Annotated in this window: 25 protein-coding genes and 1 rRNA gene; 14 read left to right on the top strand and 12 right to left on the bottom strand. The window is 71.8% G+C overall.

Annotated elements, in window-relative coordinates; genetic code table 11:
• Nucleotides 1–393 precede the first annotated feature (393 nt).
• Both ACZ63E_RS45235 and ACZ63E_RS45230 read left to right on the top strand, forming a co-directional pair.
• A complete protein-coding gene (locus ACZ63E_RS45235; RefSeq protein WP_465342487.1) occupies nucleotides 394–1230 on the top strand; it encodes an AfsR/SARP family transcriptional regulator in 837 nt (278 codons plus the stop codon).
• 29 nt (nucleotides 1231–1259) lie between these two features.
• Entirely contained in the window at nucleotides 1260–1955 is a 696-nt protein-coding gene (locus tag ACZ63E_RS45230; RefSeq protein ID WP_465342486.1) for a winged helix-turn-helix transcriptional regulator, read from the top strand.
• Between the two features lie 177 nt (nucleotides 1956–2132).
• Here ACZ63E_RS45230 and ACZ63E_RS45225 read toward each other — a convergent pair whose 3' ends face one another.
• Complete coding sequence (locus ACZ63E_RS45225; RefSeq protein WP_465342485.1) at nucleotides 2133–3362, bottom strand: RNA polymerase sigma factor; 1230 nt, start codon at nucleotides 3360–3362, stop codon at nucleotides 2133–2135.
• On the bottom strand, nucleotides 3359–3748 hold the full coding sequence (locus ACZ63E_RS45220) for a YciI family protein (RefSeq protein WP_465342484.1): 390 nt from the start codon (nucleotides 3746–3748) through the stop codon (nucleotides 3359–3361). Before ACZ63E_RS45220 ends, ACZ63E_RS45225 begins: the two co-directional genes overlap by 4 nt.
• 106 nt (nucleotides 3749–3854) lie before the next feature.
• On the opposite strand from ACZ63E_RS45220, the gene ACZ63E_RS45215 reads away from it, so the two are divergent.
• On the top strand, nucleotides 3855–4553 hold the full coding sequence (locus tag ACZ63E_RS45215; RefSeq protein WP_465342483.1) for a maleylpyruvate isomerase family mycothiol-dependent enzyme: 699 nt from the start codon (nucleotides 3855–3857) through the stop codon (nucleotides 4551–4553).
• A 3-nt stretch (nucleotides 4554–4556) separates the two neighbouring features.
• Here the strand turns inward: ACZ63E_RS45215 and ACZ63E_RS45210 are convergent, their stop codons facing one another.
• Nucleotides 4557–5177 carry an L-threonylcarbamoyladenylate synthase gene (locus ACZ63E_RS45210; protein ID WP_465313281.1) on the bottom strand — a complete coding sequence of 207 codons (621 nt, stop codon included), beginning with the start codon at nucleotides 5175–5177 and terminating at the stop codon, nucleotides 4557–4559.
• A 145-nt stretch (nucleotides 5178–5322) separates the two neighbouring features.
• Here ACZ63E_RS45210 and ACZ63E_RS45205 point away from each other — a divergent pair, with 145 nt between their 5' ends.
• Nucleotides 5323–5853 (top strand): DUF899 family protein, encoded by a 531-nt coding sequence (locus ACZ63E_RS45205; protein ID WP_465342482.1) that lies wholly within the window; start codon nucleotides 5323–5325, stop codon nucleotides 5851–5853.
• A gap of 174 nt (nucleotides 5854–6027) precedes the next feature.
• Nucleotides 6028–8403, top strand: coding sequence for a sensor histidine kinase (locus ACZ63E_RS45200; protein ID WP_465342481.1), 2376 nt, complete (start codon nucleotides 6028–6030; stop codon nucleotides 8401–8403).
• Between the two features lie 180 nt (nucleotides 8404–8583).
• On the opposite strand, the gene ACZ63E_RS45195 is transcribed toward ACZ63E_RS45200, so the two are convergent.
• Entirely contained in the window at nucleotides 8584–9189 is a 606-nt protein-coding gene (locus ACZ63E_RS45195; protein ID WP_465313284.1) for a response regulator transcription factor, read from the bottom strand.
• A gap of 322 nt (nucleotides 9190–9511) precedes the next feature.
• Entirely contained in the window at nucleotides 9512–9703 is a 192-nt protein-coding gene (locus tag ACZ63E_RS45190) for a hypothetical protein (protein ID WP_465342480.1), read from the bottom strand.
• A 459-nt stretch (nucleotides 9704–10162) separates the two neighbouring features.
• Here ACZ63E_RS45190 and ACZ63E_RS45185 point away from each other — a divergent pair, with 459 nt between their 5' ends.
• Both ACZ63E_RS45185 and ACZ63E_RS45180 read left to right on the top strand, forming a co-directional pair.
• Nucleotides 10163–10912 (top strand): helix-turn-helix domain-containing protein, encoded by a 750-nt coding sequence (locus ACZ63E_RS45185; protein ID WP_465313286.1) that lies wholly within the window; start codon nucleotides 10163–10165, stop codon nucleotides 10910–10912.
• A 249-nt stretch (nucleotides 10913–11161) separates the two neighbouring features.
• Nucleotides 11162–11767, top strand: coding sequence for a response regulator transcription factor (locus tag ACZ63E_RS45180; protein WP_285449135.1), 606 nt, complete (start codon nucleotides 11162–11164; stop codon nucleotides 11765–11767).
• Here ACZ63E_RS45180 and ACZ63E_RS45175 read toward each other — a convergent pair.
• From ACZ63E_RS45175 to ACZ63E_RS45165, 3 genes are all read right to left on the bottom strand, one after another.
• On the bottom strand, nucleotides 11709–12989 hold the full coding sequence (locus tag ACZ63E_RS45175) for a sensor histidine kinase (protein WP_465342479.1): 1281 nt from the start codon (nucleotides 12987–12989) through the stop codon (nucleotides 11709–11711). The two genes, ACZ63E_RS45180 and ACZ63E_RS45175, sit on opposite strands and share 59 nt — an antisense overlap.
• 150 nt (nucleotides 12990–13139) lie before the next feature.
• Complete coding sequence (locus ACZ63E_RS45170; protein ID WP_465342478.1) at nucleotides 13140–14564, bottom strand: SagB/ThcOx family dehydrogenase; 1425 nt, start codon at nucleotides 14562–14564, stop codon at nucleotides 13140–13142.
• A 49-nt stretch (nucleotides 14565–14613) separates the two neighbouring features.
• The gene (locus tag ACZ63E_RS45165; protein WP_465342477.1) at nucleotides 14614–16929 is read right to left on the bottom strand and encodes a TOMM precursor leader peptide-binding protein; all 2316 of its coding nucleotides are present in this window, start codon (nucleotides 16927–16929) and stop codon (nucleotides 14614–14616) included.
• A 245-nt stretch (nucleotides 16930–17174) separates the two neighbouring features.
• Here ACZ63E_RS45165 and ACZ63E_RS45160 point away from each other — a divergent pair, with 245 nt between their 5' ends.
• From ACZ63E_RS45160 to ACZ63E_RS45135, 6 genes are all read left to right on the top strand, one after another.
• Nucleotides 17175–17864 (top strand): winged helix-turn-helix transcriptional regulator, encoded by a 690-nt coding sequence (locus ACZ63E_RS45160; RefSeq protein WP_465313290.1) that lies wholly within the window; start codon nucleotides 17175–17177, stop codon nucleotides 17862–17864.
• 146 nt (nucleotides 17865–18010) lie between these two features.
• Nucleotides 18011–18592, top strand: coding sequence for a hypothetical protein (locus tag ACZ63E_RS45155; RefSeq protein ID WP_465342476.1), 582 nt, complete (start codon nucleotides 18011–18013; stop codon nucleotides 18590–18592).
• Nucleotides 18589–19917 (top strand): copper resistance CopC/CopD family protein, encoded by a 1329-nt coding sequence (locus ACZ63E_RS45150; RefSeq protein ID WP_465342475.1) that lies wholly within the window; start codon nucleotides 18589–18591, stop codon nucleotides 19915–19917. The genes ACZ63E_RS45155 and ACZ63E_RS45150 overlap by 4 nt, the downstream gene beginning before the upstream one ends.
• A gap of 112 nt (nucleotides 19918–20029) precedes the next feature.
• Complete coding sequence (locus ACZ63E_RS45145) at nucleotides 20030–20755, top strand: MgtC/SapB family protein (protein WP_465342474.1); 726 nt, start codon at nucleotides 20030–20032, stop codon at nucleotides 20753–20755.
• A 120-nt stretch (nucleotides 20756–20875) separates the two neighbouring features.
• Entirely contained in the window at nucleotides 20876–21724 is an 849-nt protein-coding gene (locus ACZ63E_RS45140) for a M protein (RefSeq protein WP_465342473.1), read from the top strand.
• A gap of 4 nt (nucleotides 21725–21728) precedes the next feature.
• Nucleotides 21729–22430, top strand: a complete 702-nt coding sequence (locus ACZ63E_RS45135) for a CPBP family intramembrane glutamic endopeptidase (protein WP_465342472.1) — start codon at nucleotides 21729–21731, stop codon at nucleotides 22428–22430.
• Nucleotides 22431–22605: 175 nt separating this feature from the next.
• Here ACZ63E_RS45135 and ACZ63E_RS45130 read toward each other — a convergent pair whose 3' ends face one another.
• From ACZ63E_RS45130 to ACZ63E_RS45120, 3 genes are all read right to left on the bottom strand, one after another.
• Nucleotides 22606–22887, bottom strand: a complete 282-nt coding sequence (locus ACZ63E_RS45130) for a metal-sensitive transcriptional regulator (RefSeq protein WP_257920172.1) — start codon at nucleotides 22885–22887, stop codon at nucleotides 22606–22608.
• 66 nt (nucleotides 22888–22953) lie between these two features.
• Nucleotides 22954–25077 (bottom strand): heavy metal translocating P-type ATPase, encoded by a 2124-nt coding sequence (locus ACZ63E_RS45125; protein ID WP_465342471.1) that lies wholly within the window; start codon nucleotides 25075–25077, stop codon nucleotides 22954–22956.
• Nucleotides 25074–25280, bottom strand: a complete 207-nt coding sequence (locus ACZ63E_RS45120) for a heavy-metal-associated domain-containing protein (RefSeq protein WP_465342470.1) — start codon at nucleotides 25278–25280, stop codon at nucleotides 25074–25076. Before ACZ63E_RS45120 ends, ACZ63E_RS45125 begins: the two co-directional genes overlap by 4 nt.
• 78 nt (nucleotides 25281–25358) lie before the next feature.
• Here ACZ63E_RS45120 and cobF point away from each other — a divergent pair, with 78 nt between their 5' ends.
• Nucleotides 25359–26123, top strand: a complete 765-nt coding sequence (cobF, locus tag ACZ63E_RS45115; RefSeq protein WP_465342469.1) for a precorrin-6A synthase (deacetylating) — start codon at nucleotides 25359–25361, stop codon at nucleotides 26121–26123.
• A gap of 78 nt (nucleotides 26124–26201) precedes the next feature.
• On the opposite strand, the gene rrf is transcribed toward cobF, so the two are convergent.
• Nucleotides 26202–26289 (bottom strand): 5S ribosomal RNA (rrf, locus tag ACZ63E_RS45110); the annotation flags it as partial.

The raw sequence follows: 26289 nt of genomic DNA, 5'->3' as shown, positions 1-26289 counted from the left end.
CCTCGGAAACGGACCAGTGCGCAGGTCCCCGTTCCCCGGGTGCGAAACGCACGGGGGCGGCGTGCGAAACGCACGGGCTCGTTTTGAAATACGCCCGCGCACGGCGAGTGACAGAGGCGTGCCGCTCGGCCCGCCGCCGCCCGGGAAGATCAGACCCGCCAGGAACGCCCGGTCCGGCCTGGCCACACGCAGTGTTCGGCGCCCGGCGCGGACGTGACCGATGCACGGGGCCGCCGGGCGAAACGCATCTCGAGTCTGATGGACGGCTCACTGGCTGCGGTCCCCCGGCTCTGTCACATTCGACGTTGGACAGCCACGGGCTTGGTTTTCGGCCCGGCAGGGCTTCACTGGGGAGCTCGAGTCATCGCAGCGGGAACACTGGAGGCGCCCGGCATGTACTCCGCCAAAAAGGTAACGGACGGACTGGTCGGTGTGACCGAGCGGCCGGTGGAACCACTCGAAAGTGCGGTCAGCTTCACGGTGCTCGGCCCGCTCGGCGTGCACCGCGACGGGGTCGACCTCGCACCCACGACGCCCAAGCTGCTGCAGCTGCTGGCGTTGCTGGTGCTGCGGCCCGGGAAGATGGTGCAGGTCGACGCGATCGCCCAGGAGCTCTGGGCCAGCACGCCGCCCCGCACGATGCGGACCACGCTGCACACCTACGTGTACCACCTGCGCCGGTGCATCGAGGAGAACGGGCTGGGCGACGGCACCGAGTCGATGCTGCTCACCAAGGCGCCCGGGTACGTCTTCCGGATCGACCCGGCGCAGGTCGACGTCTTCCGCTTCGGCCGGCTGCAGCAGGAAGGCCAGGAGCTGCTGCGGGCGGGTGACCACCCGGCCGCGGTGGAGCGCTTCCGCGCGGCGCTGGATCTGTGGACCGGGCCGCCGCTGGCGAACGTGCCGTGCGGCCCGGTGCTCGCGCCGTACACGATGGAACTGCTGGAGCAGCAGCGGAACACGCTGCACATGCTCATCGAAGCCGAGATCCACAGCGGGAACCACCGCGAGCTGATCGGCGAGCTGCGTTCGCTGTCGGCGGGCAACCCGCTCGACGAAGCGCTGCACGGCCAGCTGATGCGGGCCCTGGGCCGCAGCGGCCGCCGGTCCGACGCGATGGCCGTGTACCGCAGCCTCCGCAAGCGGCTGAGCGAAGAGCTGGGCGTCGAGCCGTGCGACGAGCTGCAAGTGCTGCACCGCGACTTGATTTCCGAAGGCGACCACCACTGAAACCGCACCACCGCACGAAGTGAGGAACGATGACCGCACAAACCCGCACCTATGGTCAGTTCTGCGGCGTGGCTCGCGCGCTCGAGCTCATCGGCGAACGCTGGGCGTTGCTCGTGGTGCGTGACCTGGTGTTCGGCCCGAAGCGTTACACCGAGCTGCAGGCCGGGCTGCCGAAGATCCCGCCGAGCATCCTTTCCGCGCGGCTCAACGAGATGGAGTCGGCCGGCGTGATCCGCCGCCGCGTCCGCGCCGACCTCGACGCCGGCCTGGTGTACGAGCTCACCGAGTACGGCGCCGAGCTGGACCACATCCTGCTCGACCTCGGCCTGTGGGGCGCGCGCTCGCTCAGCCACCCCGGCCCGGACGACGTCTTCACCCTGGACGCGGCGATCCTTTCGCTGTACACGACGTTCCAGAGCGAGGCGGCGGGCGCGGTCCAGGTGACGTTCGAGATCCAGTACCACGACACGATGATCGTCCACGCGATGGTCGACGACGGCGCGCTCAAGGTCTCGGAAGGCCGCCACGCGGCGGCGGACCTGGTCATCCGCGCGGGTCAGGGCCCGGCCCTGCTCGACCTGATCGGCGGCCAGGTCACCCCGGCCGACGCGGTGGCGACGGGCCTGGTCTCGATCGAGGGCGACGTCCGCGACCTCGAGCTGTTCACCCGGCTGTTCCGCCTCACCGCGGCCCCGGCGGCCGAAGAGGGTGTCGTCCTCCGCTGAGCGTCCACTGAGGACAGATCGGGAAGGACCCGCCCGGCACTCGGCCCCGGGCGGGCCCTTCGCGCGCCTTCAGCCTTCCCGCGGGTGCGCGATGCCGCCAATGACCCATTCGCGGCACCAGACGTCCCCAATGGGTCATTCGCGACACTCGGCCCCGGGCGGGCCCTTCGCGCGCCTTCAGCCCAGCCGGGACGCCCGCTCCTCCAGATACCGTTGCTCCGGAACACTTTCCGTGCGCCCCGCCGCCCGCCGGTAGCACTCCCGGGCCGCCTCACGATCCCCCGCCAGCTCCAGCAGGTGCGCGCGGACCGCATCAAACCGGTGTCCCTGCTTCATCCGGCTGTCCCCGGAAATCGTGTCCAGCAGCGCCAGCCCGCGCTCCGGGCCGTCGACCATGGACACCGCGATCGCCTGGTTCAGCGTCACCACCGGGCTGGGCGTGAGCTCCTGCAGCACCTCGTAGAGCTGCGCGATCTGCACCCAGTCGGTCGTCTCCGCGCTCGGCGCCTCGTCGTGCAGGGCCGCGATCGCCGCCTGGACCTGGTACGGGCCGACCGGACCGCTCCCCAGCGTGCGGCCGATCAGCGCCGCGCCCTCCGCGATCATCCGCCGATCCCAGCCTTCGCGGTCCTGCTCGGCCAGCGGCACCAGCTCGCCGCCGGGGCCGGTGCGGGCTTCGCGGCGGGCGTCGGTGAGGAGCATGAGCGCGAGCAGCCCGGCCACCTCGCCGTCGCCGTCGCGGTGGGCGCGCACCGCCCGGGTCAGCCGGATCGCCTCCTGTGCGAGCCCGGGCACCTGCAGGTCGGTGCCGGACGTCGCCGTGTACCCCTCGTTGAAGATCAGGTACAGCACCTGCAGCACGACCCGCAGCCGCTCGGGGTACTCCGCCGCCGCGGGCTCGCCGAACGTCGACCCGGCGGCCGCGATGCTCTCCTTGGCGCGGGTGATGCGCCGGGTCATCGTCGCTTCCGGGACGAGGAACGCCTTCGCGATCTGCGCGGTCGTCAGGCCGCCCACCGCGCGCAGCGTCAACGCCACCTGGGACGGCGGCGAAACCGCCGGGTGGCAGCACAGGAACAGCAGCGTGAGGGTGTCGTCCTCCTCAGGCACCCGCTCTTCGCCCGGTCCCGCCACCACCGGCTCCGGCACCGCGACCGTCTCTTCGCGACGCCGGCGCGCGCTTTCGCTGCGCCAGAGGTCGGTCAGCCGCCGCGCGGCGACCGTGACGAGCCAGCTGTGCGGGTTCTCCGGCACCCCGTCGGCCGGCCACTGCACCGACGCGGCGATGAGCGCTTCCTGCACCGCGTCCTCGCACGCGTCGAACTGGCCGTAGCGGCGCACCAGGGCGCCGAGCACGCGCGGCACGAGCGGCCGGAGCACCGCGCCGACGTCGACCGGGCCGCTCACCCGCCGGTGTACTCGGATTCGGCCGCCGCGTCGGCAAAGAACACCACCGGCCGGACCTCGATGCCGAGCCCCTTGATCTTCGCGTCCGGGATCATCGCCGCCACCTCGCACGCCCGCTCCTGGCCGGCGCATTCGACGAGGTAGTACCCGGCGAGGAACTCCTTCGACTCGGCGAACGGGCCGTCGGTGACCGCCGGGACGCCGTCGGTCACCCGGACCACGACGCTCTTCGCCGGTGCGTCCAGCGCCTGGGTGCTGACCAGCTCGCCGGACTCCCGGATCCGGCGGATGAACTCGCCGTGCCCGGTCATCACGTCTTCCTTGTCCGCCTCCGGGAGGGCGTCCCAGATGTCGGGGTTCATGTGCATCACCAGCAGGAACTTCATCGTCGCCGTCTCCCCGCGATCGTGTCCGTCTGGTGGCGAACATAGCTGATCAGGCAAGGCAATCCACGAGTGGTCGCCGGTCGGTCACCACGGGCAGCATCGCGGGATGCAAGACGTTTTCACCGACCTCGCCACCGACGCGGACGCCCTCGTCGACCTCCTCCGCGAGCACGAAGGAAAAGTGATGCTGCCCGTCGGGCGGGCGATCACCGGACACCTCGCCGAGCTGACGGTCGTGGCCCGCCGGGTGGTGCTGAGCGTCGAAGGGGACGCGAGCGAGCACGCGCCCCGCATCACCGACTCCGGGATCCTCGGCGACGCCGTGGTCGGCTGGCGGTCGGAGCACCGGAAGGCCACCGAGCTGCTGGCCGCTGCGACCACCGACATCCACTGGCCGGGCGGGCCGCTGCGGCCGTCCCTGCTCGCCGCCGCCCTGCTGACCGCGCTGTTCGCCCGCGGCCAGGACATCGCCGACGCCCTCGGTGTCACCCCGGCCCGCGGCGACAGCGTCGGGCACGTCTCCTACTACGGCGTCCGCAGCCGCGACGACGCCTACTTCGCCCAGGACAGCGCCGTGCCCGGGCCGTTCCGGTTCGAGCTCACCGCGCCCTCGGGCGAGCAGTGGAACTTCGGCCCGGAGGACGCGGCGGGCCGGATCGCCGGGCCCGCCGAGGACTTCTGCCTGCTGTTCACCGGCCGCCGCGCGCCCGGCGAGCTGGCCCTCACCGCCGAGGGCGAGGCCGCCGCCTGGGCCGAGCTGCTGCGCCCGCCCCGGAATCCACTCTGGACGTCCGAAGTGGACTGACGCTCAGGCGAAGCGGTCCGGGTCGCCGGCCCCGCGGCGGATGATCTCGGCCTCGCCCGAGGAGAAGTCCACCACGGTCGTCGGCTCGACACCGCATTCGCCGGAGTCGACCACCGCGTCGAGGACGTGGTCGAGCTCTTCCTTGATCTCCCAGCCCTGGGTCAGCGGCTCGGGCACGTCCGGCAGCAGCAGCGTGCTCGACACGAGCGGTTCGCCGAGCTCCGCGAGCAGCGCCTGCGTGACGACGTGCTCCGGGATCCGCACGCCCACGGTCTTCTTCTTCTCGTGCATCAGCCGCCGCGGCACCTCCTTGGTGGCCGGCAGGATGAACGTGTAGCTGCCCGGGGTGGCCGCCTTGATCGCGCGGAACACCGAGTTGTCCACGATGACGAACTGGCCGAGCTGCGCGAAGTCCTGGCAGACCAGCGTGAAGTGGTGCCGCCGGTCGAGCTTGCGGATCGAGCGGATCCGCTCGAGACCGTCCTGGTTGTCCAGCCGGCAGCCCAGCGCGTAACACGAGTCGGTCGGGTACGCGATCAGGCCGTCCTGGCGCACGAGGTCCGCGATCTGGCCGACGGCGCGGCGCTGGGGGTTGTCCGGGTGAACGTCGAAGTACCTCGCCATGACCGCAAAGCCTAGGCTCCGGGCCCGGACCCGCCCGGCGGCGGGGGCGTCTCCCACCTTGCTGTAGTAGCCCCCGAACGGGTGACTGCGGGCAGGTCAGGCCGCACACTTCGAAGGCGAACAGTGCTGCCACCCGGAGGCGATGATGACCGAACTGGTGCTGCCCCAGCTGATCGAACCGAAACCACCCCGGCCTCGCGCCGTCGCCGCGAACGCCTACGAGTTCGTGGGCCCGGCGGGCCGGGTGACCCTCGCCGGGTTGTTCGGCGGCCGCCGCCGGCTCGCGGTGCACCACACGATGCCGTGCCGCACCCGCCACGGGGCGGCCCTGCCGGCCGCGCGGGTCGCTGCCGGCCTGCACACCGCGGGCACCCGGCTGGTGCTCGTCTCCCACGCGCCGTACGCGAAGGTCGAGCAGTACGGCCGCCACTTCGGCTGGGGCCTGCCGGGGTATTCGGCCGTCGGCGCCGGGTTCGGCGCGGACTTCCCGGCGACCCTGCACCTCGAGGGCGCCTGCTGCGGCGACCGCGGCGGGCGGGACGACCGCGACGAGACCCCGGGGTTGAGTTTTTTCGCACTGGACGGGGCAGTGGTGACCCACCTGGGGTCGATCGCCGTGCCGTACCTGGATTTCCTCGAGCTCGCCGACGTCACCGGTGACCGCCGTCTGGGCTGAGCGGCGGCCCGCGCTTCCGGCCCGCACGGCGGAAAGGGCTACGCACGGCCGCTCTTCGCCGTATTGGCGGACTGCCGACATGAGATAGGATGGCCCGGAAGCATGCACACCGAGCTCAGCCCGGACCACTCCTCCGCAGCTGTGCGTCGCCGACTTGCCGGAGGGTCGCCGCACATGTCTCCGGTAGCCGCACTCGACCCTGAGTCCAGCCGCTCCGCCGTCGCCGAGGCCAGGGGCACCAGCAGCGTCGACCGGCGCCCGAAGCTGGCGGCCTACCTCGCCGCCGCCATGATCACGGTGATCGTCGCGAGTTTCGGCTTCCAGCTGCTGGCCGCGATCCTGCCGTTGCCGTTCACCCGGCTCGAGACGGCCTACGCGGTCGCCGCGGTCGTCGTGCTCCTGGCCGTGCAGCTGCTCTACTACAGTCGGCCGTCGGTCCGGCTCGGCTCCACGACGAGCCGGCTGCTGCTGATCGTCCTGGCCGTGCTGGGCTACCTGCCGGTCCTGACGTTCGACGCCCTCTGGGTCGCGATGCCGGTGTTCTTCGGCGGCGCGGTCCTGCTGGTGCTGCCGCCGCGGTTCGCCTGGCCGCTGTTCGTCCTCAACATCGGCGCCCTGACCTGGGTCGAGCTGCTGTACGACCCCCCGCTGCTGGCGGTGTACACGGTCGCCGGCGCGATCTTCTACAGCCTGGCGTTCGCGCTGCTCACGCGGCTGGCCCGGTCGATCAGGGAACTGCACCGGGCCCGCGCCGAACTGGCCCAGCGGGCGGTCGCCGAACAGCGGCTCGTCTTCGCGCGGGACCTGCACGACCTGCTCGGCATCAGCCTGTCGGCCATCGCCCTCAAGGGTGAGCTGGTGCACCGCCTGCTGCGGAAGTCGAGCGACCAGGCCCAGGCCGCGCTCACCGAGATGACGGCCACGGCCCAGCGCACGCTCTCCGACGTCCGGGCCGTGTCCCACGGTTACCGCGAGCTGTCGCTGGAGAAGGAGTTCCGCACCGCCCAGTCCCTGCTGACCGCGTCCGACATCGCCGTGCGGATCCACCTGGACCAGGGCGAGCTGCCGGTCCAGGCCCGCACGCTGCTGGCGAAGGTGCTGCGGGAGGGCGTCACCAACGTCCTGCGGCTCGGCGAGGTGGAGCACTGCGAGATCGAGGTCCGGCGGCACCGCGGGCAGGTCAGCCTGGCGATCGTCAGCGACGGCGTCGACCCCGCCGAGCTGCCCGACGAGTCCGACCTGCTCGCCCGCCTCCCGGCCGAGGTCGCCGCGCTGGGTGGGTCGGTGACCACCGGGCTCGGCGACGACGGCCGGTTCCGCCTGCGGGTCGAGCTGCCCCTGCCGGAGACCGTGGAGCCGGTGGTGCCGGCCGGCGACCGCGACGAGCGGAACCAGGCCGAGTCGCGGCAGGTCCGGCGGCTGCTGCCGGTCGCCTTCACCCTCCTCGGCCTGGCGGCCGTGTTGCACGAACTGCTGCTGACGTCGAACCCGTGGCACATCGCGCTGGTCACGGGCTCCGTGGCGGCGTTGCTGACCCTGCAGTTCGCCTACTTCAACCGGCCGGCCACCCGGCTGCGCTCGGCGCAGAGCGTCGCGATGCTGTTCGTGCAGGCCTGCCTGATCTACCTGCCGCTGCTGCCACTGCAGCACGACTGGGCGAGCCTGCCGTCCCTGCTCATGGGCTGCGGGCTGCTGGTCCTGCCGCCGACCGCGGGCTGGCTGCTGTTCGCCGCCAACACCGGCGTCTACCTGTGGCTGCAGTACATCGCCGGCCAGGCCGGGCAAGGAGCCCTGTACGCGGTCAAGTTCTCGATCGGCACGGTGGTGGGCGGCCTGATCGTGTTCGCCATGCTCTGGCTGGTCCGCCTGGCCGCCGAGCTGGACCACAGCCGGCGCCGGCTGGCCGAGATGGCGGTCGCCGAGGAACGGCTGCGGTTCGCCCGCGACCTGCACGACCTGCTCGGGATGAGCCTCTCGGCGATCGCGCTGAAGAGCGAGCTCACCGCCCGGGTCCTGCCACTGGACCGCGACCGGGCGACCGAGGAGCTGGTCGAGATCCTGGGCCTGACCAGGCAGGCCCTGTCGGACGTACGCTCGGTGGCCAGCGGCTACCGCGAGCTGTCCCTGGACAGCGAGACCCGCTCGGCCCGCTCGGTGCTCGCGGCGGCCGACGTCCGGGTCCAGATGGAGATGATTCAAGACGAGCTCCCGGCCCCGGTGCGCACGGTGCTGGCCGTGGTGCTGCGCGAGGGTGTCACCAACGTGCTCCGGCACAGCCGGGTCGAGACCTGCGAGATCGCGATCCGCCGCACGGACGAGGGCGTCACGCTCGACATCGTCAACGACGGTGTGACCGAGGAGGACCAGGAGCCACCCGCCCGGCCTGCGAACCCGTCGTCCGGCAACGGCAACGGCAACGGCTCGGGTGGCGGCCCGTCGGGCAGTGGGATCGGCAACCTGTCCCACCGCGTGTCGGGTCTGGGGGGCGAGCTGACGGCGGGGGTCGAGTCGGGCGGACGGTTCCGCCTGCGCGCGGTCGTCCCGGTCTGACCGGGCCTCGGCGCGGTCGAGTCCGGCGGCCGGGTCCGACCAGCCCCAGCCCCAGCCAAATCCGGCGGCGGCCGCCACCGGCTGACCAAGCCCGCCCGACCAGGCCCAGCCCGAGTCAAACCCGCGGCCGCCCCCGCCCGGCCAGGCCCGGCCGATCCAACCGACCGGGCCTGAAAGCCGTCAGAGCCAGCCCGACTCCCGGGCAAGCCTGATCGCATCCACCCGGTTGCGCGCGCCCAGCTTGGCGACCACCGTCGTGAGGTAGTTGCGGACCGTGCCCGCGGACAGGTACAGCCGGGCGGCCACCTCGACCGTCCCGTACCCCTGCGAGGTCATGCGCAGCACGTCGAGCTCACGGGCGGTCAGCGGGCAGTCGGCGCTGTCCCACGCGGCCAGCGCGAGGTCGCCGTCCACCATGCGGCGGCCGGCCACCACTCCGCGCACGGCGTTGGCGAGCTTGTCCGGGGGCGCGTCCTTGAGCAGGAACCCGCCCACCTTGGCGTCCAGCGCCCGCCTGAGCGTCCCGGGCCGCCCCAGGCTGGTCAGGATCAGCGTGTGGCACTCGGGCAGCTGCTCGTGCAGCTCACCGGCCACGGTGATGCCATCCTTGCCCGGCAGGTCGATGTCGATGATCGCCACGTCGACGGCCGCGGAGCGCGCCGCGGGCAGGATCTCCGGCCCGGAGGCCACCTCGGCCACGACGTCTATGTCGGGCTCCAGGCGCAGCAGCGCGACGAGCGCGCCGCGGACGATGTGCATGTCTTCGGCTACGAGCACTTTGATCACGAAGCGCCTCCGCCTTCACGAACTCCCCAGTCCCCAGAAAACACAGTTAAACATTTGAAACGAGTTACTGGTTCACCCGATCGGGGGTCGCCAGGAAAAGCACAGCGAGAAGCCCGAAAACCACGCTGGGTGCGCCGACCGGCAGTCAGCCGACTACCCGACGTGAGGAAAGAGAACGTTTGCAAACAGACGGTAAAAACTTTTCCATGGGCACCGGCAGTGAGTGGCCGGAACGCGAACGAGCCGGCCACCGGGACGCCGGAGCGTCCTCGATGACCGGCTCACCACGGAGCGGACCAGCACGAATACTGGTCCATACCAGTCAGGCTGCCAGCTCCACCTCGTACGGCACGTCGGCGCCGGTGAAGCCGATCGTGTCGCGGACGGGGGCCGAACCCGCCGGCAGGTCGAAGCGGTCGATCACGAGGCCGGATTTGATCGCGACAACCTTTTCGGTCTCGATACCGAACTCGGCGAAAAGGGCGCGGACATCAGCGGAAAGCTGTGCGGACATTTATGGACTCCCAGTGGCGAAGAAGAATGCTTCACGTGACTTAAATAGTCCGCCACAGGGTGTTCCGGAGCCAGTGCCCGCGTCATCGGAGCACCGTGTTTTATGCCTACTCCGTGTGTCGCCGACCACAGGGCCGAACGGGCCAGCAGAGGGCACATTCCGGGCCCGAAAAGGGTAATTTCGTCACTTTGCGCGATCGAACGAGTGCGCAGCGCGTACGCCGCACCCCTCGCACATGACGAATGCATACCCGCTCACCCCCCGCCGAACACCCCGGGCCGGGGCATGTGCAAAACGCATGTCCGCACCCTGTGAAATCCATTCGCAACGGTGCACTGAGCACTTAAGAAGTAGACGCCTCCGGTTCTACAGTTCTGGCATACCAACATTTGCCACCGTCGATCGCGCTTCACTGGGGAACGCGTCCGGCAGGCACCGGCGAGCGGAGGGACGGCCACCATGGATGACATCGCGCGGCAGGCCGTGGCACGCGCCATCATGACCATGCGGGACAACCTGGGCGAACGCCTCACCATCGACGACCTCGCCCGGGCCGCGATGTTCAGCAAGTTCCACTTCACCCGCGTCTTCCTGCGGGTGACCGGGCTGTCGCCGGGGCGGTTCCTGTCCGCCCTGCGGCTGGCCGAAGCCAAGCGGCTGCTGGCGACCACGGGGACCTCCGTGGCCGATATCAGCCACCAGGTCGGTTACAACAGCGTGGGGACGTTCAGCGCCCGCTTCAGCGGCAGCGTGGGCCACTCCCCGCGGGGCTACCGGCAGCTTCGCGGCCGGCAGCCGGAGATTCCCGAGCGGGACGGCGTGACGGCGTCCGGCCGGACGGTGCGCGGGCACCTCTGGCACCCGCCCGCGGTACAGACGGGGCCGGTGTTCGTCGGCCTCTTCTCGGCCAAGATCGCCGAAGGCGCGCCCGCCGCGTACACGATCCTCATGGGAGCGGGCCAGTACACGCTGACCGACGTGCCCGTGGGCTCGTGGTACGTGATGGCGCACGCCTACGGCTCGTGCCCGCAGGACGAAACCGGCCCGCGGCCGATGACCGGGCTCTCCGGCCCGGTGACCGTGCACCGCGACGTCGCCGCGAGCCTGGTCGACGTCCGGCTGCGGCCGCGGCACGGGTTCGACCCGCCGGTCCTGCTGGCGCTGCCCGACCTGCGCCACGCCCCGGCCCGGCGTCCGGTCGCCGTCTAGGTTCCCCCACGCCCCGAAGGGCACTTTCCTCGCAGCACGGGCGGGAAGGTGCCCTTCGCCGCTGCCGGGGGACCGGACGGGCGACCACCCACCACAAGCGACACTGCGCGACGGTGGAATTGCCGTCGCGGAAGGCGCGGCGGTGCTACTCGCACCCGTCCGGCCGATCGGCGAAACCTCGGGCGACAACGTTGTATGGCGTACAATTCCGAACGGGAATTGACTCGGCTGGGGGATGCGAGGAACAACGTGATCAAGGTTCTGCTAGCCGAAGACATGGACATGGTCCGCGGAGCCCTGGTTGCCTTGCTGAGCCTGGAGTCCGACATCGAGGTCGTCGCCGAGGTGGACTCCGGGGACGAAATCCTGCCCGCCGCCAAGTCGACCCGCCCCGACGTCGCCGTCATCGACATCGACCTCCCGGGCAAGGACGGGCTGACCGCGGCCACCGAGATCCACGAGCACCTGCCCGAGTGCCACACCCTGATCCTGACCAGCCTGGGCCGCCCCGGCACGGTCCGCCGCGCGCTCGACGCGAAGGTGAACGGGTTCCTGCTCAAGGACGCCCCGTCGGACAAGCTCGCCAACGCCGTGCGCTCGGTCGCGATCGGCCGGCGCGTCATCGACAGCGAGCTCGCGCTGTCGGCGTGGGAGGCCGACGACTGCCCGCTGACCCCGCGGGAGCTGGAAATCCTCGCCCTCGCCGCACGCGGGCGCAACGTCGCCGACATCGCCGCGGACCTCTTCCTGTCCCCCGGCACCGTCCGCAACTACCTGGCGGCGTCGGTCACGAAGCTCAACGCGCGCAACCGCGTGCACGCGATCCGGATCGCCACCGACGCCGAATGGCTCTGAGCGGCACCCAGACCGGGTGATCCCGCCGGCGCCGCACGAACGGCTCCAGCGGCACGGCCGCGCGCAGCACGTGCCGGCCGCCGGGCTGCGCGCCCGCCACGAGCTCACCGCCGACGTGCCGGACGCGGTTGGCCAGGTTCCGCAGTCCCGCACCGTGTTCCCCACCGTCGTCGCCGGTTCCGCCCGGCACGACACCGTCGTTCGTGACGCCGTCGTTCGCCACGCGTAGCCACGCTTCACCCCTCGTGACCCCGAGCGTGACTTCGCACCACGTCGCTTTGCTGTGGCGCACCACGTTGGTAGCGCTTTCTCGCAGGACTGTGGCGAAGGTCGTGGCGACCGGCTCGGGGAGGTGTTCCGGCAGCTTCTGGCCGAGACGCACCTTCGCCCCGGCCGTCTCCAGCAGCGCGGCCGCCGCCCGGATCTCGTCCGCCAGACAGAGGTCCCGCTTCCCGGCCGCCACCGACCGCACGTCCGCGAGCGCCTCGCGGGACATGGTGACCAGCTCGGTGAGCTCGTGCTGTGCCAGCTCCGGCTTGGTCTCGACGAGCTTCCGGACCAGCTCGACCTTGAGGGTGATGGCGGACAGGCTCAGCCCGAGCAGGTCGTGCGTGTCCTGGGCGAACCGTTTCCGCTCCTCGGCGACCACCCGCGCGGTCAGCGCACGCCGGCTGGCCTCGCGTTCGGCGGCCAGCAGGGCCGACCACGAAAGGCCGAACAGGGCCGCCGCGGCGGCGGCCGTGAACGCCGTCGCGTGCAGGCCGTTCGCGACGGCCGCCTCCGATGTCCCCACCTCCGCGATGAGCACGCCGATCCCGCCCGGGACGACCACGAGCAGCGGCACCGAGACGAGCGGCTTGGCCACCAGCAGGACGCTGCCGAGGAAGAAGCAGCCGAGCACGCTCCACTCGGCGCCGAAGTACAGCACCGGCACTGAGCCCAGCACGGCCTGCAGCACCAGTGAGAGGCCACGCGCCCGGCCGCGCCCGTACCCGAACCAGGCCAGGTGCACCAGGATCAGCGCGACGGCGCAGACGCACGCCACGGCCGCCGCCGGCCACGACCGGGTCGCCCGCAGCGGGTCCAGCAGGCCGAGCAGGCCGACGCCGACGCAGACGGCCGTGTGCACCCCGCGCACGAACCGGACCGGGAAGTCGTCGTCGCGCGGCCGCCCGGCCGCGTCCGGCCGCGGACCGGAGCGAACTGCCTCTCGCGGCGGCACGAACGCAGGCCGGAGTCTTACCTCGTGCAGTCGCGCAGTTGTTGTCACGCAGCGCCTCCCCAGAAACGCGCCGAGCCCCAGTACTGCAATCTATCAGCCGGAGCGGGGTTTCTCAGATCGCCGCGATGGGGTATTTCGGGCGGCCGGACGTCAGCCGGGGAAGTCCAGCACGCACTCGCCGACGCTGACTTCGGCCGGCCACTCGAGCTTGAGCGCCCGGTCGACGCGGTCGCCGGCGTCCACCGGCACCGCGTGCGCGGCCAGTCCCATCGCCTTCGCCGACAGGTAGAACACCTGCTGGAGCGCGCCGAGGTGCAGCAACGTCGTCGCGTACGCGGCGCCGCCGAGCGCCCACGCGAGCCGGGACATCCGCGCGGTCATCGTCAGCAGCGCCGACGGGCGGCGGTGGCTGCCCGCCGCGATCATCGCCATGTCCAGCAGCGCGTCGAGGACACCCGAGTCGTCGTTGATGAGCGTGAGCGTGTGCCACTGCGGGTCGTAGTGGTAGATGCCGCGGGCGAGGTCGGCGCAGCGGTTGACCCCGACGTAGATCTCCAGCTCGTACAGGCAGGCCACGCTGAAGTAGGGCCGCTGGGACGCTTCGTGCGACGGCCCGCCGGGCAGATGCGCCGGCCCGATCGAGCGGACCCGCGCGGAGCGGAACAGGAACTCGCCGAGCTGCCGGGCCTCGAGGGTCCGGTCGCCGAACTCCGGGCAGCTGTGGTCGCCTTCCAGCAGCGTCGTCAGCGTCGGGTCCTCCGCCGCCAGGACGGCCGGGTCCGGCCGGTGCAGCGGGAACGTGGGCCCGCCGGTGCCGGGCTTGACCACCGGCTGCTGCTCGCCGGCCTCCTGGAGCGTGGTCCGCAACCAGGTCCGGCTGCGCGAGTGGAACATCAGGTCCGGGTGCGACCAGGTCGCGGTCTCCGGGTCGCCGAACTCGGCGAACCCGCCGTGGGCGTCGGCGAGCAGCACCACCCCGGCGGCGACGAGGAACTCGACCACCGCGGCCACCACCGGCGCGGCCAGCCCGCTGGTCTCGGTCAGCTGCTCGACGGTCTTCGGCGCGGCGAGCGCGGAGGCGACCAGCACCGCGGGCGGCCGCAGCAGCGCCACCTTGTACGGCGCTCCGGGCGACTCCGCCAGCAGCGCGCCGTCCTCGGCCCGCAACGCGGTGAGGCGGGACAGCCGGACCTGCCGCCCCGCCGGCAGCGGGCTCTCCTGGAACGCCGGGGACTGCGTCACGGGGATCGCCGACAGCAGCGGCCCGAGGCCGTCTTCGGAGGCGAGGGAGTGCACCACCGAGCCGGACAGCCGGGCGAGCACCTTCCGCAGCGACCAGTGCCACGCGTCGCCGCGCTCGCCACTGGAAACCGCCAGGTTGGCCATCGACACCGGGCCCAGGGCCAGCCGGCCAAGTGCCTCCCGGACGCCGTCGGCGGTGTCCGGGAACTCGTACTCACCCCACCAGGTGATCGCGACGAGTGACCCGTCGTCACCGGCCTCGAGCAGCGTGTCCTCGGTCAGCGACCACAGCCGGACCGTCTCGGCGTGCCCTCCCGGGCTCTCGGCAGTCAACACAACTCCTATGTTCACGACGGGTTCGTCGTTCGACGCACACAGTGTGCTAGAGGAACATCGGGAACGGGTTGAGCCGCTCGTACGGCGTCGGTTCCGCCAGCCGGCCCAGCCGCACCGGGACGTCGAACAGCCGGCCGGGCGCGTACCGGGCCCAGAACGGGCGCAACCCCGGCGCCAGCACCTTGACCACGGGCAGCCCGAGGTCGGGCCGGCTCTGGTCGAGCACGAGCAGCTCGGTGCCCGCGGCGGCCAGGACGCGCTCGAGCGCCAGGACGTCGTCGCGCACGTCCATGCGGTGCACAAAAGGGAAGTCCGCCATGGTCCGCATCCGCTGCCCGGCGGCCGGCCGCAGGTACGGCTGGTTGGCGACGGTCGCGTATTCCAGCCAGCGGGCCGCGTCCGGGTCGTCGAAGCCGTGCCCCTGCGAAAGCAGGGCGGGCAGCATCTGGTTCAGCTCGGTGACCGCGCGCCGCAGTGCGGTCCGCGGGTCGAGGTGGGCGCCGAAGCCGAACATGATGTGCTCGTGCGGGCCGTCGGTCCGGCGGGACAGCGCGACGAACACCGGCACCCCGAGGTCGGAGGTCACGTCCAGCACCCACAGCTGCCGGCCGATGGCGGCGTAGTGCCCCGCCGTCTCGTCCAGCCAGCTGTCGCCGAAGGAGCCGAGGTCCACCCCGGCCACCGGTGTGCGGTTGTACCACCACAGCGCGACGGCGTCGCGTTCGATCAGCTCGAGCGTGCCCTGCAGGATGGCGTCCTCGAGGCTGCTGCCGGCGGCCGCGCCGTTGGAGTCGGCGTAGATCCCGCGGAGACCGCACCGCGACGGCGTGCCGTAGTACAGGAAGCCGGTGGGCAGCAGCCGGCGGCGGCCGGCCAGCGACCAGACCGGGGTCCAGTCCACCGGAGCCGACGGGTCGAACCGGTCGCCGACGTGCTGGAACGTCCCGTGCGCGGCGTTCCAGGCGGCCCGCTCGCGGTACTGGCGCTCGGCGAAGAGCATGCAGTCGTTGGGGTGCACCGCCTCGGCGCCCAGCTCGTCCATCGACGCCCGGACGCGCAGCTCGTCACCCTGGAAGTTGCCGGAGAAGCGTTCCGCGGCCTCGCAGAGGGCGCCGACCTCGGCGTCGATCGGGCCGACCCCCTTGCCGCCGTTCTCGGTGCGCAGCCCGGCCTGCATGCCGGCCATCCCGGTCATCCCGCGCGCCACGTTGAACCCGGACCGGTAGGCGTTGACGAACGGCGGCGCACCCGGGTCGCGCCGGATCTCCTTGATGATGCCGGTGATCGGGCTGACCAGGTGCCCGTAACGCTCGAGCGTCTGCGCGGGGGTGGCGGTGCGGTGCCCGCCGCCGCTCGACGTCGTCTTGCGCGCCGGCTCCAGCCGGATCGGCCGGGCCGCCTGCGCGGCCATCAGCGACGTGTCGCCGCAGCCGGCGCACTGCGGCCGGCGCCGGAGCTCGTGCAGCTTGCCCTGCAGGTCGAGTGTGTCGAGCACCCAGACGCTGTCCTGGCCGCCGTGGCGGTAGCCGGCCAGCCACTTCCGCGCCTCGAGCGCGATCAGGTGCGCCGCCGCGGCGGTCAGCGACGGCAGGGCCACGGCGGGCCGGCGCGCCGGGCCTTCGTGGCCGAGCAGCTCCTGGGCGCACGCCTCCGCGTGCCGGTGCCCCCACAGGCGGCTGGTCAGGCAGTGCCAGCACGCCGACTCGCCGGGCCGCAGCACCGGCCCGATCCACACCTGCGCGGCGAACGGCCGGGCCAGCAGCCACGGCCGGCCGGTCCGCCGGTGCTCTGCGTCGAGTTCGCCCAGCCGCGGGTCGAGGTAGTCGGTGCACAGCACGATGCTCAGGTCCACCTCTTCGGGCGCCGACCCGGGCGGGGCGATCTCGAGGGCGGCGTCGGCCAGCGCGCGCTCGACCGGGCCCGTGTCGACGTCTTCGCCGACGGAGACCAGCCGGACCCCGGAGCCGGTGGCGCGCGTGGCGACCGAGGCCGCGTCGATGCCGCAGGCGTCCCAGTAGGCCAGCTCGCGCTCGTCGGCGGCCGGTTCGGGCGCCGGGCGGACGGACACCAGGCCCGCGTTCAGCAGCTCGGCCACGATCGCGGCGACCTCTTCCGGCGCCATGCCGTCGGGCCGGGCCCGCAGCACCTCCCGCAGCTCCCGGGTGCCGTCCAGCAGCGGCGCGAGCGACTCGATCCGCGCGCCGCGCATCGCGATGACCCCTTGCTCGGAAAAGAGGTACGCCCCCTTGCCGGCGGACACCTCGGCACGGAGGTGGCGCTTGAAGGCGAGTACCGGGGTCCCGGCGGGCGGGGCCTCGGCTCGCCGGGGAAGCGGGGCGGGCTGGACGGCTGATCCGCTCATCTGCACTCCAGTTTCCGGTGCGCGCGATCCGAGAACCTGGATTCTTCTCCGTGGCCCCGACCTGCGGCCAGTGCGCCGTCCACGGAAGCGGACGTGCAAAACGCACGACTTTTCGTGGGAAACACACGTTTGAACCGGGTGTAGCGCACTGGTCGCCGTCGCCGGTGCTTCGTCACTCTGGATCGCGAAGGGCAGTGCGCGGGCTCCCGCCCGGCCCGTACCCCGAGACCAAGTGAGGATCGAGTATGACGACCACTCGCACCTACGGCCAGTTCTGCGGTTTGGCCCGTGCTCTCGAGATCATCGGCGAGCGTTGGTCCATGCTCGTCATCCGCGACCTGATGCTCGGCCCGAAACGCTACACCGACCTGCAGCTCGGGCTCCCCCGGATCCCGGCGAGCATCCTGTCCTCGCGGCTGAACGAGCTGGAGCAGGCCGGGGTCGTCCGGCGCCGGGTGCTCCCGCAGCTCGACGCCGGCCTGGTCTACGAGCTCACCGAGTACGGCAGCGAGCTCGACCACATCATGCTGGACCTCGGCCTCTGGGGCGCGCGTTCGCTCGGCTACCCGACCGACGGCGACGTCTTCACCAACGACGCCGCGATCCTCTCGCTCTACGCGACGTTCCAGGAGGAGGCCGCGCGCGGCGTCCACGTGACCTACGTGCTGCGCCACAGCGACTCGCTGATCATCCACGCGATGGTGGAAGACGGCACGCTCAAGGTGAGCGGCGGCGACCACCCGGCCGCGGACCTGGTCATCGAGCCGCAGGGGCCGGAGCTGATCGACCTGGTCAACGGCAACCTGACCGCGGCCGAGGCGATGGCGACCGGCCGCGTCCGGATCGAGGGCGAGTTCGAGCACCTCGAGCTGTTCACCAAGCTGTTCCGGATCCCGCCGAAGCCGGAGATCGAAGACGGCCTGGCGATGCACTGACCCCTCGTCACCACGGAAACGGTCGCCACCCACCCCGGGTGACGACCGGTTCCGCGTAATTGGGCAATCTGGAGTAACCGGATCGGGGCCCCGGCCACCTATCTTCGAGGAAGCCGACTTTTCGGTCTTCGAGAAGGAGCAAGTACATGTCGACCTCCGAGTTCGTTCGGCCGGCCGGCTTCCTGGGGACGTTGAACGGGAAGTACCACAACCGGGCCCTCACGGTGTTCATGGTGATCGTGATCGGGCACTGGGCCGAGCACGTCGTGCAGGCGTTCCAGATCTACGTGCTGGGCTGGAAGACCCCGGACGCGCGCGGCGTCCTGGGCATGCCCTTCCCGTGGCTGATCTCCCAGGAGTGGCTGCACTACGGCTACGCGCTGGTGATGCTGGTGTTCCTGTGGGTGCTGCGGCACGGCTTCGCCGGGCGCTCGCGGCAATGGTGGAACCTCGCGCTGGGCATCCAGTTCTGGCACCACATCGAGCACCTGCTGCTGTTCATCCAGGCGCAGTCGGGCTGGCGCCTGGCCGGGCAGAAGGTGCCGACGAGCATCATCCAGCTGCTCGTGCCGCGGGTGGAGCTGCACCTGTTCTACAACACGATCGTCACCATCCCGATGATCGTGGCGATGATCCTGCACCGGCGGGCCTCGGTCGCCGAGCACGAGCTGACCGGCTGCACCTGCGGCCTGCCGAAGCACCAGCAGCCGGCGCTCGCCGCGTCGTGAAGCGCGCGCTGGCCCTGCTGGCCTTCCTCATCGGCTGGCTGGTGCTCGGCGCCACCCCGGCTTCGGCCCACGTCGAGATCATCTCGTCGACCCCCGGGGACGGCGCCCGCCTGAGCGCGGCGCCGCCCCTGGTGTCGGTCACCCTCTCGGAGAACATCGGCATCCAGCCCGGGTCGATCAAGGTCGTCGACCTGAGCGGCCGCGAGGTCGAGTCCGGGCCGGTGTTCCAGCCCGGCGACGTCGCCGAGCAGGTCGCCGTGCGGCTGGAGCCGAACCTGCCGGACGGCTCCTACCTCGTCGAATACGCGTTCGTCTCGGCCGACTCCCACCCGGTGCGCGGCACGTTCGCGTTTGTCCTCGGCACCGGGCCGCTGGTGACGTCGGCGGGCGCGGTGTCCGCGGCGACCGGCACCGACGCCGGCGTCAACACCGTGTCGACGGCGGTGCGCTGGCTGGCCTATCTCGGGGTCGTGCTGCTCGGCGGCCTCGCGTTCGTGGTGCTGTGCCGCCCGGCGGCCCGCACCGACCCCCGCGCGCGGCGGCTGCTGCACTGGGGCGCCGGCCTGGTCGTGGTGACCACGGTGGCGACCTTCCTGCTGCAAGGCCCGTACGCGGCCGGGCGCGGCCTCGGTGCCGTGACCGACCCCGGGCTGCTGGCGGACACGCTGCGCGTCGCCTACGGGAAGCTGCTGCTCCTGCGGCTGGCCGCGGTCGCGGCACTGACTGTGCTGCTGCCCCGCCTGCTGCGGCCCGGCCTGCCCGACCGCCTGCGCGCCCGCTACGAAAACCTCCTGATGGTGACCGGCTTCCTGGTGCTGCTGACGTTCTCGGCCACCGGCCACCCGGTCACCGACCCCATCATGTTCGTCTCGGTGACCGCGGACCTCGTGCACTTCGGCGCGATCGCGATCTGGGCGGGCGGCCTGGTCCAGCTCGCGCTCGGCCTGTACCGGCCGGCGCCCGGCGAGGACCTGGTGCCGGTCGCGGACAAGTTCTCGCGCCTCGCGGCCGGCTCGGTCACGGCGATCGCGATCAGCGGCGCGGTGCTCGCGCTGCGCATCATGCCGTCCCTGTCCACCCTCTGGACCAGCACGTTCGGCCTGCTGGTGCTGCTGAAGATCGCCGGCTTCGCGGCGCTGCTGGCGGTGGCGAGCCGGTCGCGTCGCGCGGTGCGCCGCGGGCTGACCGGGCCGGAAGAGGGCAGCACGAAGACCGTGACGACGAGCCTGCGCAAGCTTCGGCAGGCGGTCGCGGTGGAGGTCGTGCTCAGCGTCGTGGTCCTCGCGCTGGCCGCGCTGCTGACGGTGACCCCGCCCGGCGGCTGACGCCGTCCACTCCTGCGGCGGCGCGCGTCCCGCCCTGGCACGATCACCTCCTGTCGGCTCGATATCCCCAGGTGGCGGCCCTGCGCGCCGCCCGCCGGGGAAGGCAGGGAGGATGATCTTGCCCACACTGTGGTCCACCTCGGCGCAGTGGGAGCTGCTGCCGCCGGTCCTGCTCGCGCTGGTGCTGAGCGTCGCGATCGGGCTCGAGCGCGAGGCCGGCATGAAGGCCGCCGGCCTGCGGACGCACAGCCTGGTCGGCGTCGGCTCGGCCGTGTTCATGCTGGTGTCGAAGTACGGCTTCGCCGACCTGCTCGGCACCGACCACGTCGCGCTCGACCCGTCGCGCATCGCCGCGCAGATCGTGTCCGGCATCGGCTTCATCGGCGGCGGGCTGATCTTCGTCCGCCGCGACGCCGTGCGCGGCCTGACGACGGCGGCGACGATCTGGCTCACCGCCGCGGTCGGCACGGCGTGCGGCGCCGGGCTGCCGGTGCTCGCGGTCGCCACGACGATCGGGCACTTCGTGGTGACAAGGGGCTTTCCGCCGTTGCAGCGGTTCGTCGTCCGCCACCGCCGCGAGCCACCGGTGATCCAGCTGAGTTACCTCGACGGCCACGGTGTGCTGCGCGCCGCGCTCGCCGCCTGCACCGGGCGAGGCTGGAGCGTGCAGCACGTCGACGTCGACCACGAGTCTCTTTCCGAAGAGGGGCAACGGATCGCGGTCGTGACCATGCGCCTCGACGGCCGTGGTGATCTTTACGACCTGGCCGCCGAGCTCGCCGAACTGCCCGGCGTCCGGAGCACGTCCACCGGTCCCGGGGAACCGCTCGACGAATGATCACCCGCCCGGGCGGCGCGCGGGGCCGGGTTTGCGGCACACTGGGGTGCACACGGAAATCCCCGGCACCGCAAGGAAAACGTGCGGCCGAGGAGAAACCATCCAATTCGGAGGTGTGGCATGGCCCCCGGCGGTGGCGAGGACGTGGCGCGCACGCGGCCCGGATTCGACCTGGCGTGGCGCGGTTTTCATCGCGCGCAGGTCGTCGAATACGTCGAGTGGGCCGAAGCCGAGATCCAAAGACTCACCGCCGAACGCGACTCGGCGCGGCGGCGCGCGGAGTCGCTCACGGAGGGCAACCGTGAGCTCCGGGTGAAGATCGACCGGATCAGCCGGACCCCGATCGAGCCGGACGCGCTGCAGGAGCGCTCGCGCCGGATGATCGAGCTCACCCGCGAGGAAGCGACCGAAATCACCGCGCGCGCAACGGAAAACGCCGAACGGATCCGGCTCGAGGCCGAGCGCGAGGCGGTCCGGCTCACCGAGAAGGAACGCACGCTGGTCGCCGAGGCCGAGGCCGAGGGCGAGCGCCGCCGGGTGGAGCACGAGGAGTTCGTGCGGGCGGCCGAACAGCGTCGCCGTGAGCTGGACGAAGCCGCGGCGCATCGCCGCGCGCAGCAGGAAGAGGATCACACGCGCGCGATGACGATCCGCCGCGCGGACGCGATGCGTGAACTGGCCGAGCAGGAAGCGGCCGCCCGGGCGAAGGCGGACCGGCTGGTCGCGGACGCGACCAGCCGCGGCGAAACGCTGGTCGGCGCCGCGGAACGCGAGGTCGCGGCCCTCACCGAGGTCCGCGACAAGCTCCACGCGAGCCTCACCGGCTGCCGTGATCTGCTGGCCGAAGCGGCCGTCGCGCTCGACGAACAGCCGGCGCCGTTCGACCCCGAAGCCACGCTCCCGATGTCGAAGAGAGTCCCGGTCCAGCGACGATCACCGGCGGACGACCTGTCGGACGCCGTAGGCTGAGTGCTTGGCCAGAGTTTCGCAGTACTTCCGGGTGTTCGCCCTGCTCGCGGCGGTGGTGACGCTGGCCGCGTCGACCACGCTGGCCAACCGCGTGCTGCCCGGCTGGGCGTACCCGGTGTGCGGAGTGGTGGCCGCGCTGGTGCTGGTCGCCCTGGGCCGCGCGGCGGGCTGTTCGTGGCGCGACCTGGGCTTGGGTGAGTTCCGGCGGCCGTTGCTGGTGGGCCTGGCCGGAGCGGCGCTGGTGGCGGTGGTGTTCGGCATCGCGCTGGCGGTGCCGGCGCTGCGCACGGTGTACCAGGACGGCCGCGTCGGCACGCCCGACTTCGGCCAGCTGCTGTGGCTGACCTGCGGCCGGATCCTGTTCGGGACGGTCCTGATCGAGGAGATCGCGTTCCGCGGAGTCCTCCCGGCGCTGCTGGGAGCAAGCAACGACCGTTGGCGCTGGCCCCCGATCCTGGGAGCGGCGGCCCTGTTCGGCCTCTGGCATTTTCTCCCGGCACTGGCGATCGGCCGCAACGCGGCGGTGCACGCGGTGTTCGGCTCAACACCGGTGGTCGTGCTGCAGGTACTCGCGATGGCGGCGGCGGGGGTGGCGGGGATCTTCCTGCACTGGTGGCGCCACACGGGACGCGGGGTGCTGGCGTCGGTGGTCGTGCACTTCACGACCAACGCGGGCGGGCTGACCTTGGCGGTGCTGGTGCGTTAGACGCGGGCGGGGCCTTGAGGCTGGAACTGCTGGGCGGTCGGGGGTTGCCTGGCCCGCGAGCCAGGCGGCAGCCGAGCTACCGGGCTGCGGGACCAGGCTCGAACTCGCGGACTTTCCTCGCCTCAGCCACCAGCCGTCCGATCGCTTCTCGCGCCGCTGCACAGCCAGGCCGCTCCTAGGACCGCACCAACCGCGCGATCGCGTCCGAGGCTTCGCGGACCTTCAGATCCGCCTCTTCGCCGCCATTGGCCGCCGCCTGGACCACGCACGTTGCCAGGTGCTCGTCCAGCAGCTCCAGCGAGAACGACTGCAGCGCCTTCGTCGCCGCCGAGACCTGGGTCAGGATGTCGATGCAGTACTTGTCCTGCTCGACCATGCGCTGCAGCCCGCGGATCTGCCCCTCGATGCGGCGCAGGCGCTTGAGATAGGCCTCCCGCTCGGTGCCGTAACCCGTCATCGCCCACCTGTCCCGTTGTCGGCATCCCTCGACGTCGACTATACCCTCCCCACGTATCGGCGGGGGTCAGCGGAACCGGCGCAGCCGGAGGCTGTTGCTCACCACGAACGCCGACGAGCACGCCATCGCCGCGCCCGCGATCATCGGGTTGAGCAGGCCGAGCGCCGCCAGGGGCAGCGCCGCCACGTTGTACGCGAACGCCCAGAACAGGTTCCCCTTGATCGTCGCCAGCGTCCGGCGGGCCAGCCGGATCGCGTCGGGCGCCGCGCGCAGGTCGCCGCGGACCAGCGTCAGGTCGCCCGCCTCGATCGCCGCGTCGGTGCCGGTGCCCATCGCCAGGCCCAGGTCGGCCTGGGCGAGCGCGGCCGCGTCGTTGACGCCGTCGCCGACCATCGCCACCACGCGTCCCTCGGCCTGCAGCCGCCGGACGACGGCGACCTTCTCCTCGGGCAGCACCCCCGCGATCACCTCGTCGATCCCCGCTTCGGCGGCGATCGCCCGCGCCACTCCCTCGTTGTCGCCGGTCAGCAGCACCGGCGTCAGCCCGAGTTCGCGCAGCTCGGCGACCGCCCGGGCGGACGTCGGCTTGATCGTGTCGGCGACGGCCAGCGTGCCGCGGACCTCGCCGTCCCAGGTCACGGCGACCGTCGTCACTTCGCCGCCCGGCGCGCGCCCGACACTCACGGTGCGGCCTTCGACCAGGCCGGACACCCCGACCCCGGCGGTGCTGCGGAACTCCGTGACGGTGGGCAGCACACCGAACCGCTCCCGGGCGGCGTCGGTGATCGCGCGGCCGATCGGGTGTTCGGACGCGGCCTCGACGGCGCCCGCGAGCCGCAGCACCTCGCCGTCGCCCTCGACGAGCGTCATCCGGCCGGTGGTGACGGTGCCGGTCTTGTCGAGCACCACGGTGTCGACCCGGCGAGTGGACTCGAGCACCTCGGGCCCCTTGATCAGGATGCCCAGCTGGGCGCCACGGCCGGTGCCGACCAGCAATGCCGTCGGGGTCGCCAGGCCGAGCGCGCACGGGCACGCGATGATCAGCACGGCCACGGCCGCGGTGAACGCCGCCTCCTCCGGCCCGCCCGTCGCCAGCCAGACGACCAGCGTGGCGAGCGCGGCGAAGACGACGGCCGGCACGAACACCGCCGACACCCGGTCGGCGAGCCGCTGGACCTCCGCCTTGCCGTTCTGCGCCGCCTCGACAAGCCGGGCCATCTGCGCCAGCCGCGTGTCCGCGCCGACCCGGGTGGCCCGCACGAGCAGCCGCCCGCCGACGTTGACGGTGGCGCCGGTGACGCCGTCACCCGGCCCGACCTCGACCGGCACGGACTCACCGGTGAGCATCCCGGTGTCGACCGCGGAGCCGCCTTCGACGACCACGCCGTCGGTGGCGATCTTCTCACCGGGCCGCGCCACGAAGACGTCGTCGACCTTGAGCTCGGTGATCGGGACCAGGCGCTCTTCGCCGCCGCGAAGCACTGTGACGTCCTTCGCGCCGAGGTCCATCAGCGCCCGCAGCGCAGCGCCGGCGCGGCGCTTGGAGCGGGCCTCGAAGTACCTGCCGGCCAGGATGAACGTGGTCACGGCCGCCGCGACCTCGAAGTACAGGCTGTCGCCGGCCGCGCCGGAGCTGATCAGCTCGAAGCCGTGGCGCATGCCGATCTCGCCGGCCATGCCGAAGAAGAGCGCGTACAGCGACCACACGACCGAAGCGATGACACCGAGTGAGATCAGCGTGTCCATGGTGGCGGTGACGTGCCGCAGGTTCACCGCGGCGGCGCGGTGGAACGGCCACGCGCCCCACGTCACGACCGGGGCCGCGAGGACCAGCGAGACCCACTGCCAGTAGTCGAACTGCCAGGCGGGGACCATCGCGAGCGCCACCAACGGGACGGTGAGCACCGCGGAGAGCAGCAAACGTTTGCGCAGCGTGCTCGTCTCGTCGGGCGCTTCCGGCTCCGGGAGCCGCGCGGAGTACCCGGCGGCTTCGACCACGGCCTTGAGATCGTCGACCGACAGCTCGCTCGGGTAGCTGACCTGCGCTTTTTCGGTCGCGTAGTTGACCGTCGCGGTCACTCCGCCGACCTTGTTGAGCTTGCGCTCGACGCGGGCCGCGCAGGACGCGCACGTCATCCCGCCGATGGCGAGCTCGACGCGCTCCGCGGTGGTCACCTCGGCCGGGCTCACGCGACCAGGCGGTAGCCGGCCTCGGTGACCGCCGCGGCGACGGCGTCGGCCGCCAGCGGGACGTCGCTGGTCACGGTCACGCGGCCGCTCTCGACGTCGACCTCGACCTGCCGGACACCGTTGAGCTCGGAGACCTCTTCACGGACCGAGCTGGCGCAGTGCCCGCAGGTCATGCCTTCGACGGAGTAGGTCGTCTCGGTCATCGGCAACTCCCTTCGTGCTCTTTCCTTTATACCCCTTGGGGGTAGGGGTTCTCCATCGGGTCCCGTCAGACTCGCGGCATGCGCAAGCTCTACGCGATCGGGATCGGCGCCGGCGACCCGGACCACCTGACGGTGCAGGCGATCGACCGGCTCAACCGCGTCGACGTGTTCTTCGTGCTCGACAAGGGCACCGAGAAGGCCGATCTGGTGCGGCTGCGGCAGGAGATCCTCGACCGGTTCGTCACGCGGCCGGGGTACCGGGTGGTGCTGGCGGAGGACCCGCCGCGCGACCGCACACCGGCCGACTACCGGGCCGCGGTCGCCGACTGGCACGCGGCGCGGGCGGCGGTGTACGAGGAGCTGATCCTCGCGGAGCTGGGGCCGGCCGAGACCGGGGCGTTCCTGGTGTGGGGCGACCCGTCGCTCTACGACAGCACGATCGCGTTGATCGAGGCGGTGCTGGCGCGGGGGAAGGCCGAGTTCGAGTACGAGGTGATCCCGGGGATCAGCAGCATCTCGGCGCTGGTGGCCCGGCACCGGACGACGATGAACCAGATCGGCCGCGCGGTCCAGCTGACCACGGGCCGGCGACTGCAGTCGGGCTGGCCCGAGGACGTCGACGACGTCTTCGTCCTGCTGGACGCGCACACGACGTTCGACCGGTTCGCCGCAGACGGGTTGGAGATCTTCTGGGGCGCCTACGTGGGCACGCCCGACGAGATCCTCATCTCGGGTCCGCTGACCGCGGAGCTGGCTTCGGAGATCCGCGAGCGGCGGGCGAAGGCTCGTGAGGAGCACGGCTGGATCATGGACACCTACCTGCTGCGCCGGCGGGCCGGCTAGCCCGGCAGTTTCCGGGCATGCAGAAAGGCCCCGGGAGAACCATCACTGGTCCTCGACCGGGGCCTAACTGCTCGTTAAGTTCGGCGGTGTCCTACTCTCCCACAACCCTTCGGTTGCAGTACCATCGGCGCTGTCAAGCTTAGCTTCCGGGTTCGGAATGGGACCG

It is taken from the genome of Amycolatopsis sp. NPDC104819 (assembly GCF_055583145.1).
This window is presented reverse-complemented; position numbering and strand designations above follow the sequence as displayed.

Bases quoted from the DNA above. Each gene is read 5' to 3' on its own strand.
- ACZ63E_RS45165 (WP_465342477.1), bottom strand. From the start codon at position 16,929: ATGAGCGGATCAGCCGTCCAGCCCGCCCCGCTTCCCCGGCGAGCCGAG.
- ACZ63E_RS45155 (WP_465342476.1), top strand. From the start codon at position 18,011: ATGTCGACCTCCGAGTTCGTTCGGCCGGCCGGCTTCCTGGGGACGTTG.
- ACZ63E_RS45160 (WP_465313290.1), top strand. From the start codon at position 17,175: ATGACGACCACTCGCACCTACGGCCAGTTCTGCGGTTTGGCCCGTGCT.
- cobF (WP_465342469.1), top strand. From the start codon at position 25,359: ATGCGCAAGCTCTACGCGATCGGGATCGGCGCCGGCGACCCGGACCAC.
- ACZ63E_RS45190 (WP_465342480.1), bottom strand. From the start codon at position 9,703: ATGTCCGCACAGCTTTCCGCTGATGTCCGCGCCCTTTTCGCCGAGTTC.
- ACZ63E_RS45220 (WP_465342484.1), bottom strand. From the start codon at position 3,748: ATGAAGTTCCTGCTGGTGATGCACATGAACCCCGACATCTGGGACGCC.
- ACZ63E_RS45235 (WP_465342487.1), top strand. From the start codon at position 394: ATGTACTCCGCCAAAAAGGTAACGGACGGACTGGTCGGTGTGACCGAG.
- ACZ63E_RS45140 (WP_465342473.1), top strand. From the start codon at position 20,876: ATGGCCCCCGGCGGTGGCGAGGACGTGGCGCGCACGCGGCCCGGATTC.
- ACZ63E_RS45130 (WP_257920172.1), bottom strand. From the start codon at position 22,887: ATGACGGGTTACGGCACCGAGCGGGAGGCCTATCTCAAGCGCCTGCGC.
- ACZ63E_RS45185 (WP_465313286.1), top strand. From the start codon at position 10,163: ATGGATGACATCGCGCGGCAGGCCGTGGCACGCGCCATCATGACCATG.
- ACZ63E_RS45205 (WP_465342482.1), top strand. From the start codon at position 5,323: ATGACCGAACTGGTGCTGCCCCAGCTGATCGAACCGAAACCACCCCGG.
- ACZ63E_RS45200 (WP_465342481.1), top strand. From the start codon at position 6,028: ATGTCTCCGGTAGCCGCACTCGACCCTGAGTCCAGCCGCTCCGCCGTC.
- ACZ63E_RS45215 (WP_465342483.1), top strand. From the start codon at position 3,855: ATGCAAGACGTTTTCACCGACCTCGCCACCGACGCGGACGCCCTCGTC.
- ACZ63E_RS45120 (WP_465342470.1), bottom strand. From the start codon at position 25,280: ATGACCGAGACGACCTACTCCGTCGAAGGCATGACCTGCGGGCACTGC.
- ACZ63E_RS45230 (WP_465342486.1), top strand. From the start codon at position 1,260: ATGACCGCACAAACCCGCACCTATGGTCAGTTCTGCGGCGTGGCTCGC.
- ACZ63E_RS45210 (WP_465313281.1), bottom strand. From the start codon at position 5,177: ATGGCGAGGTACTTCGACGTTCACCCGGACAACCCCCAGCGCCGCGCC.
- ACZ63E_RS45145 (WP_465342474.1), top strand. From the start codon at position 20,030: ATGATCTTGCCCACACTGTGGTCCACCTCGGCGCAGTGGGAGCTGCTG.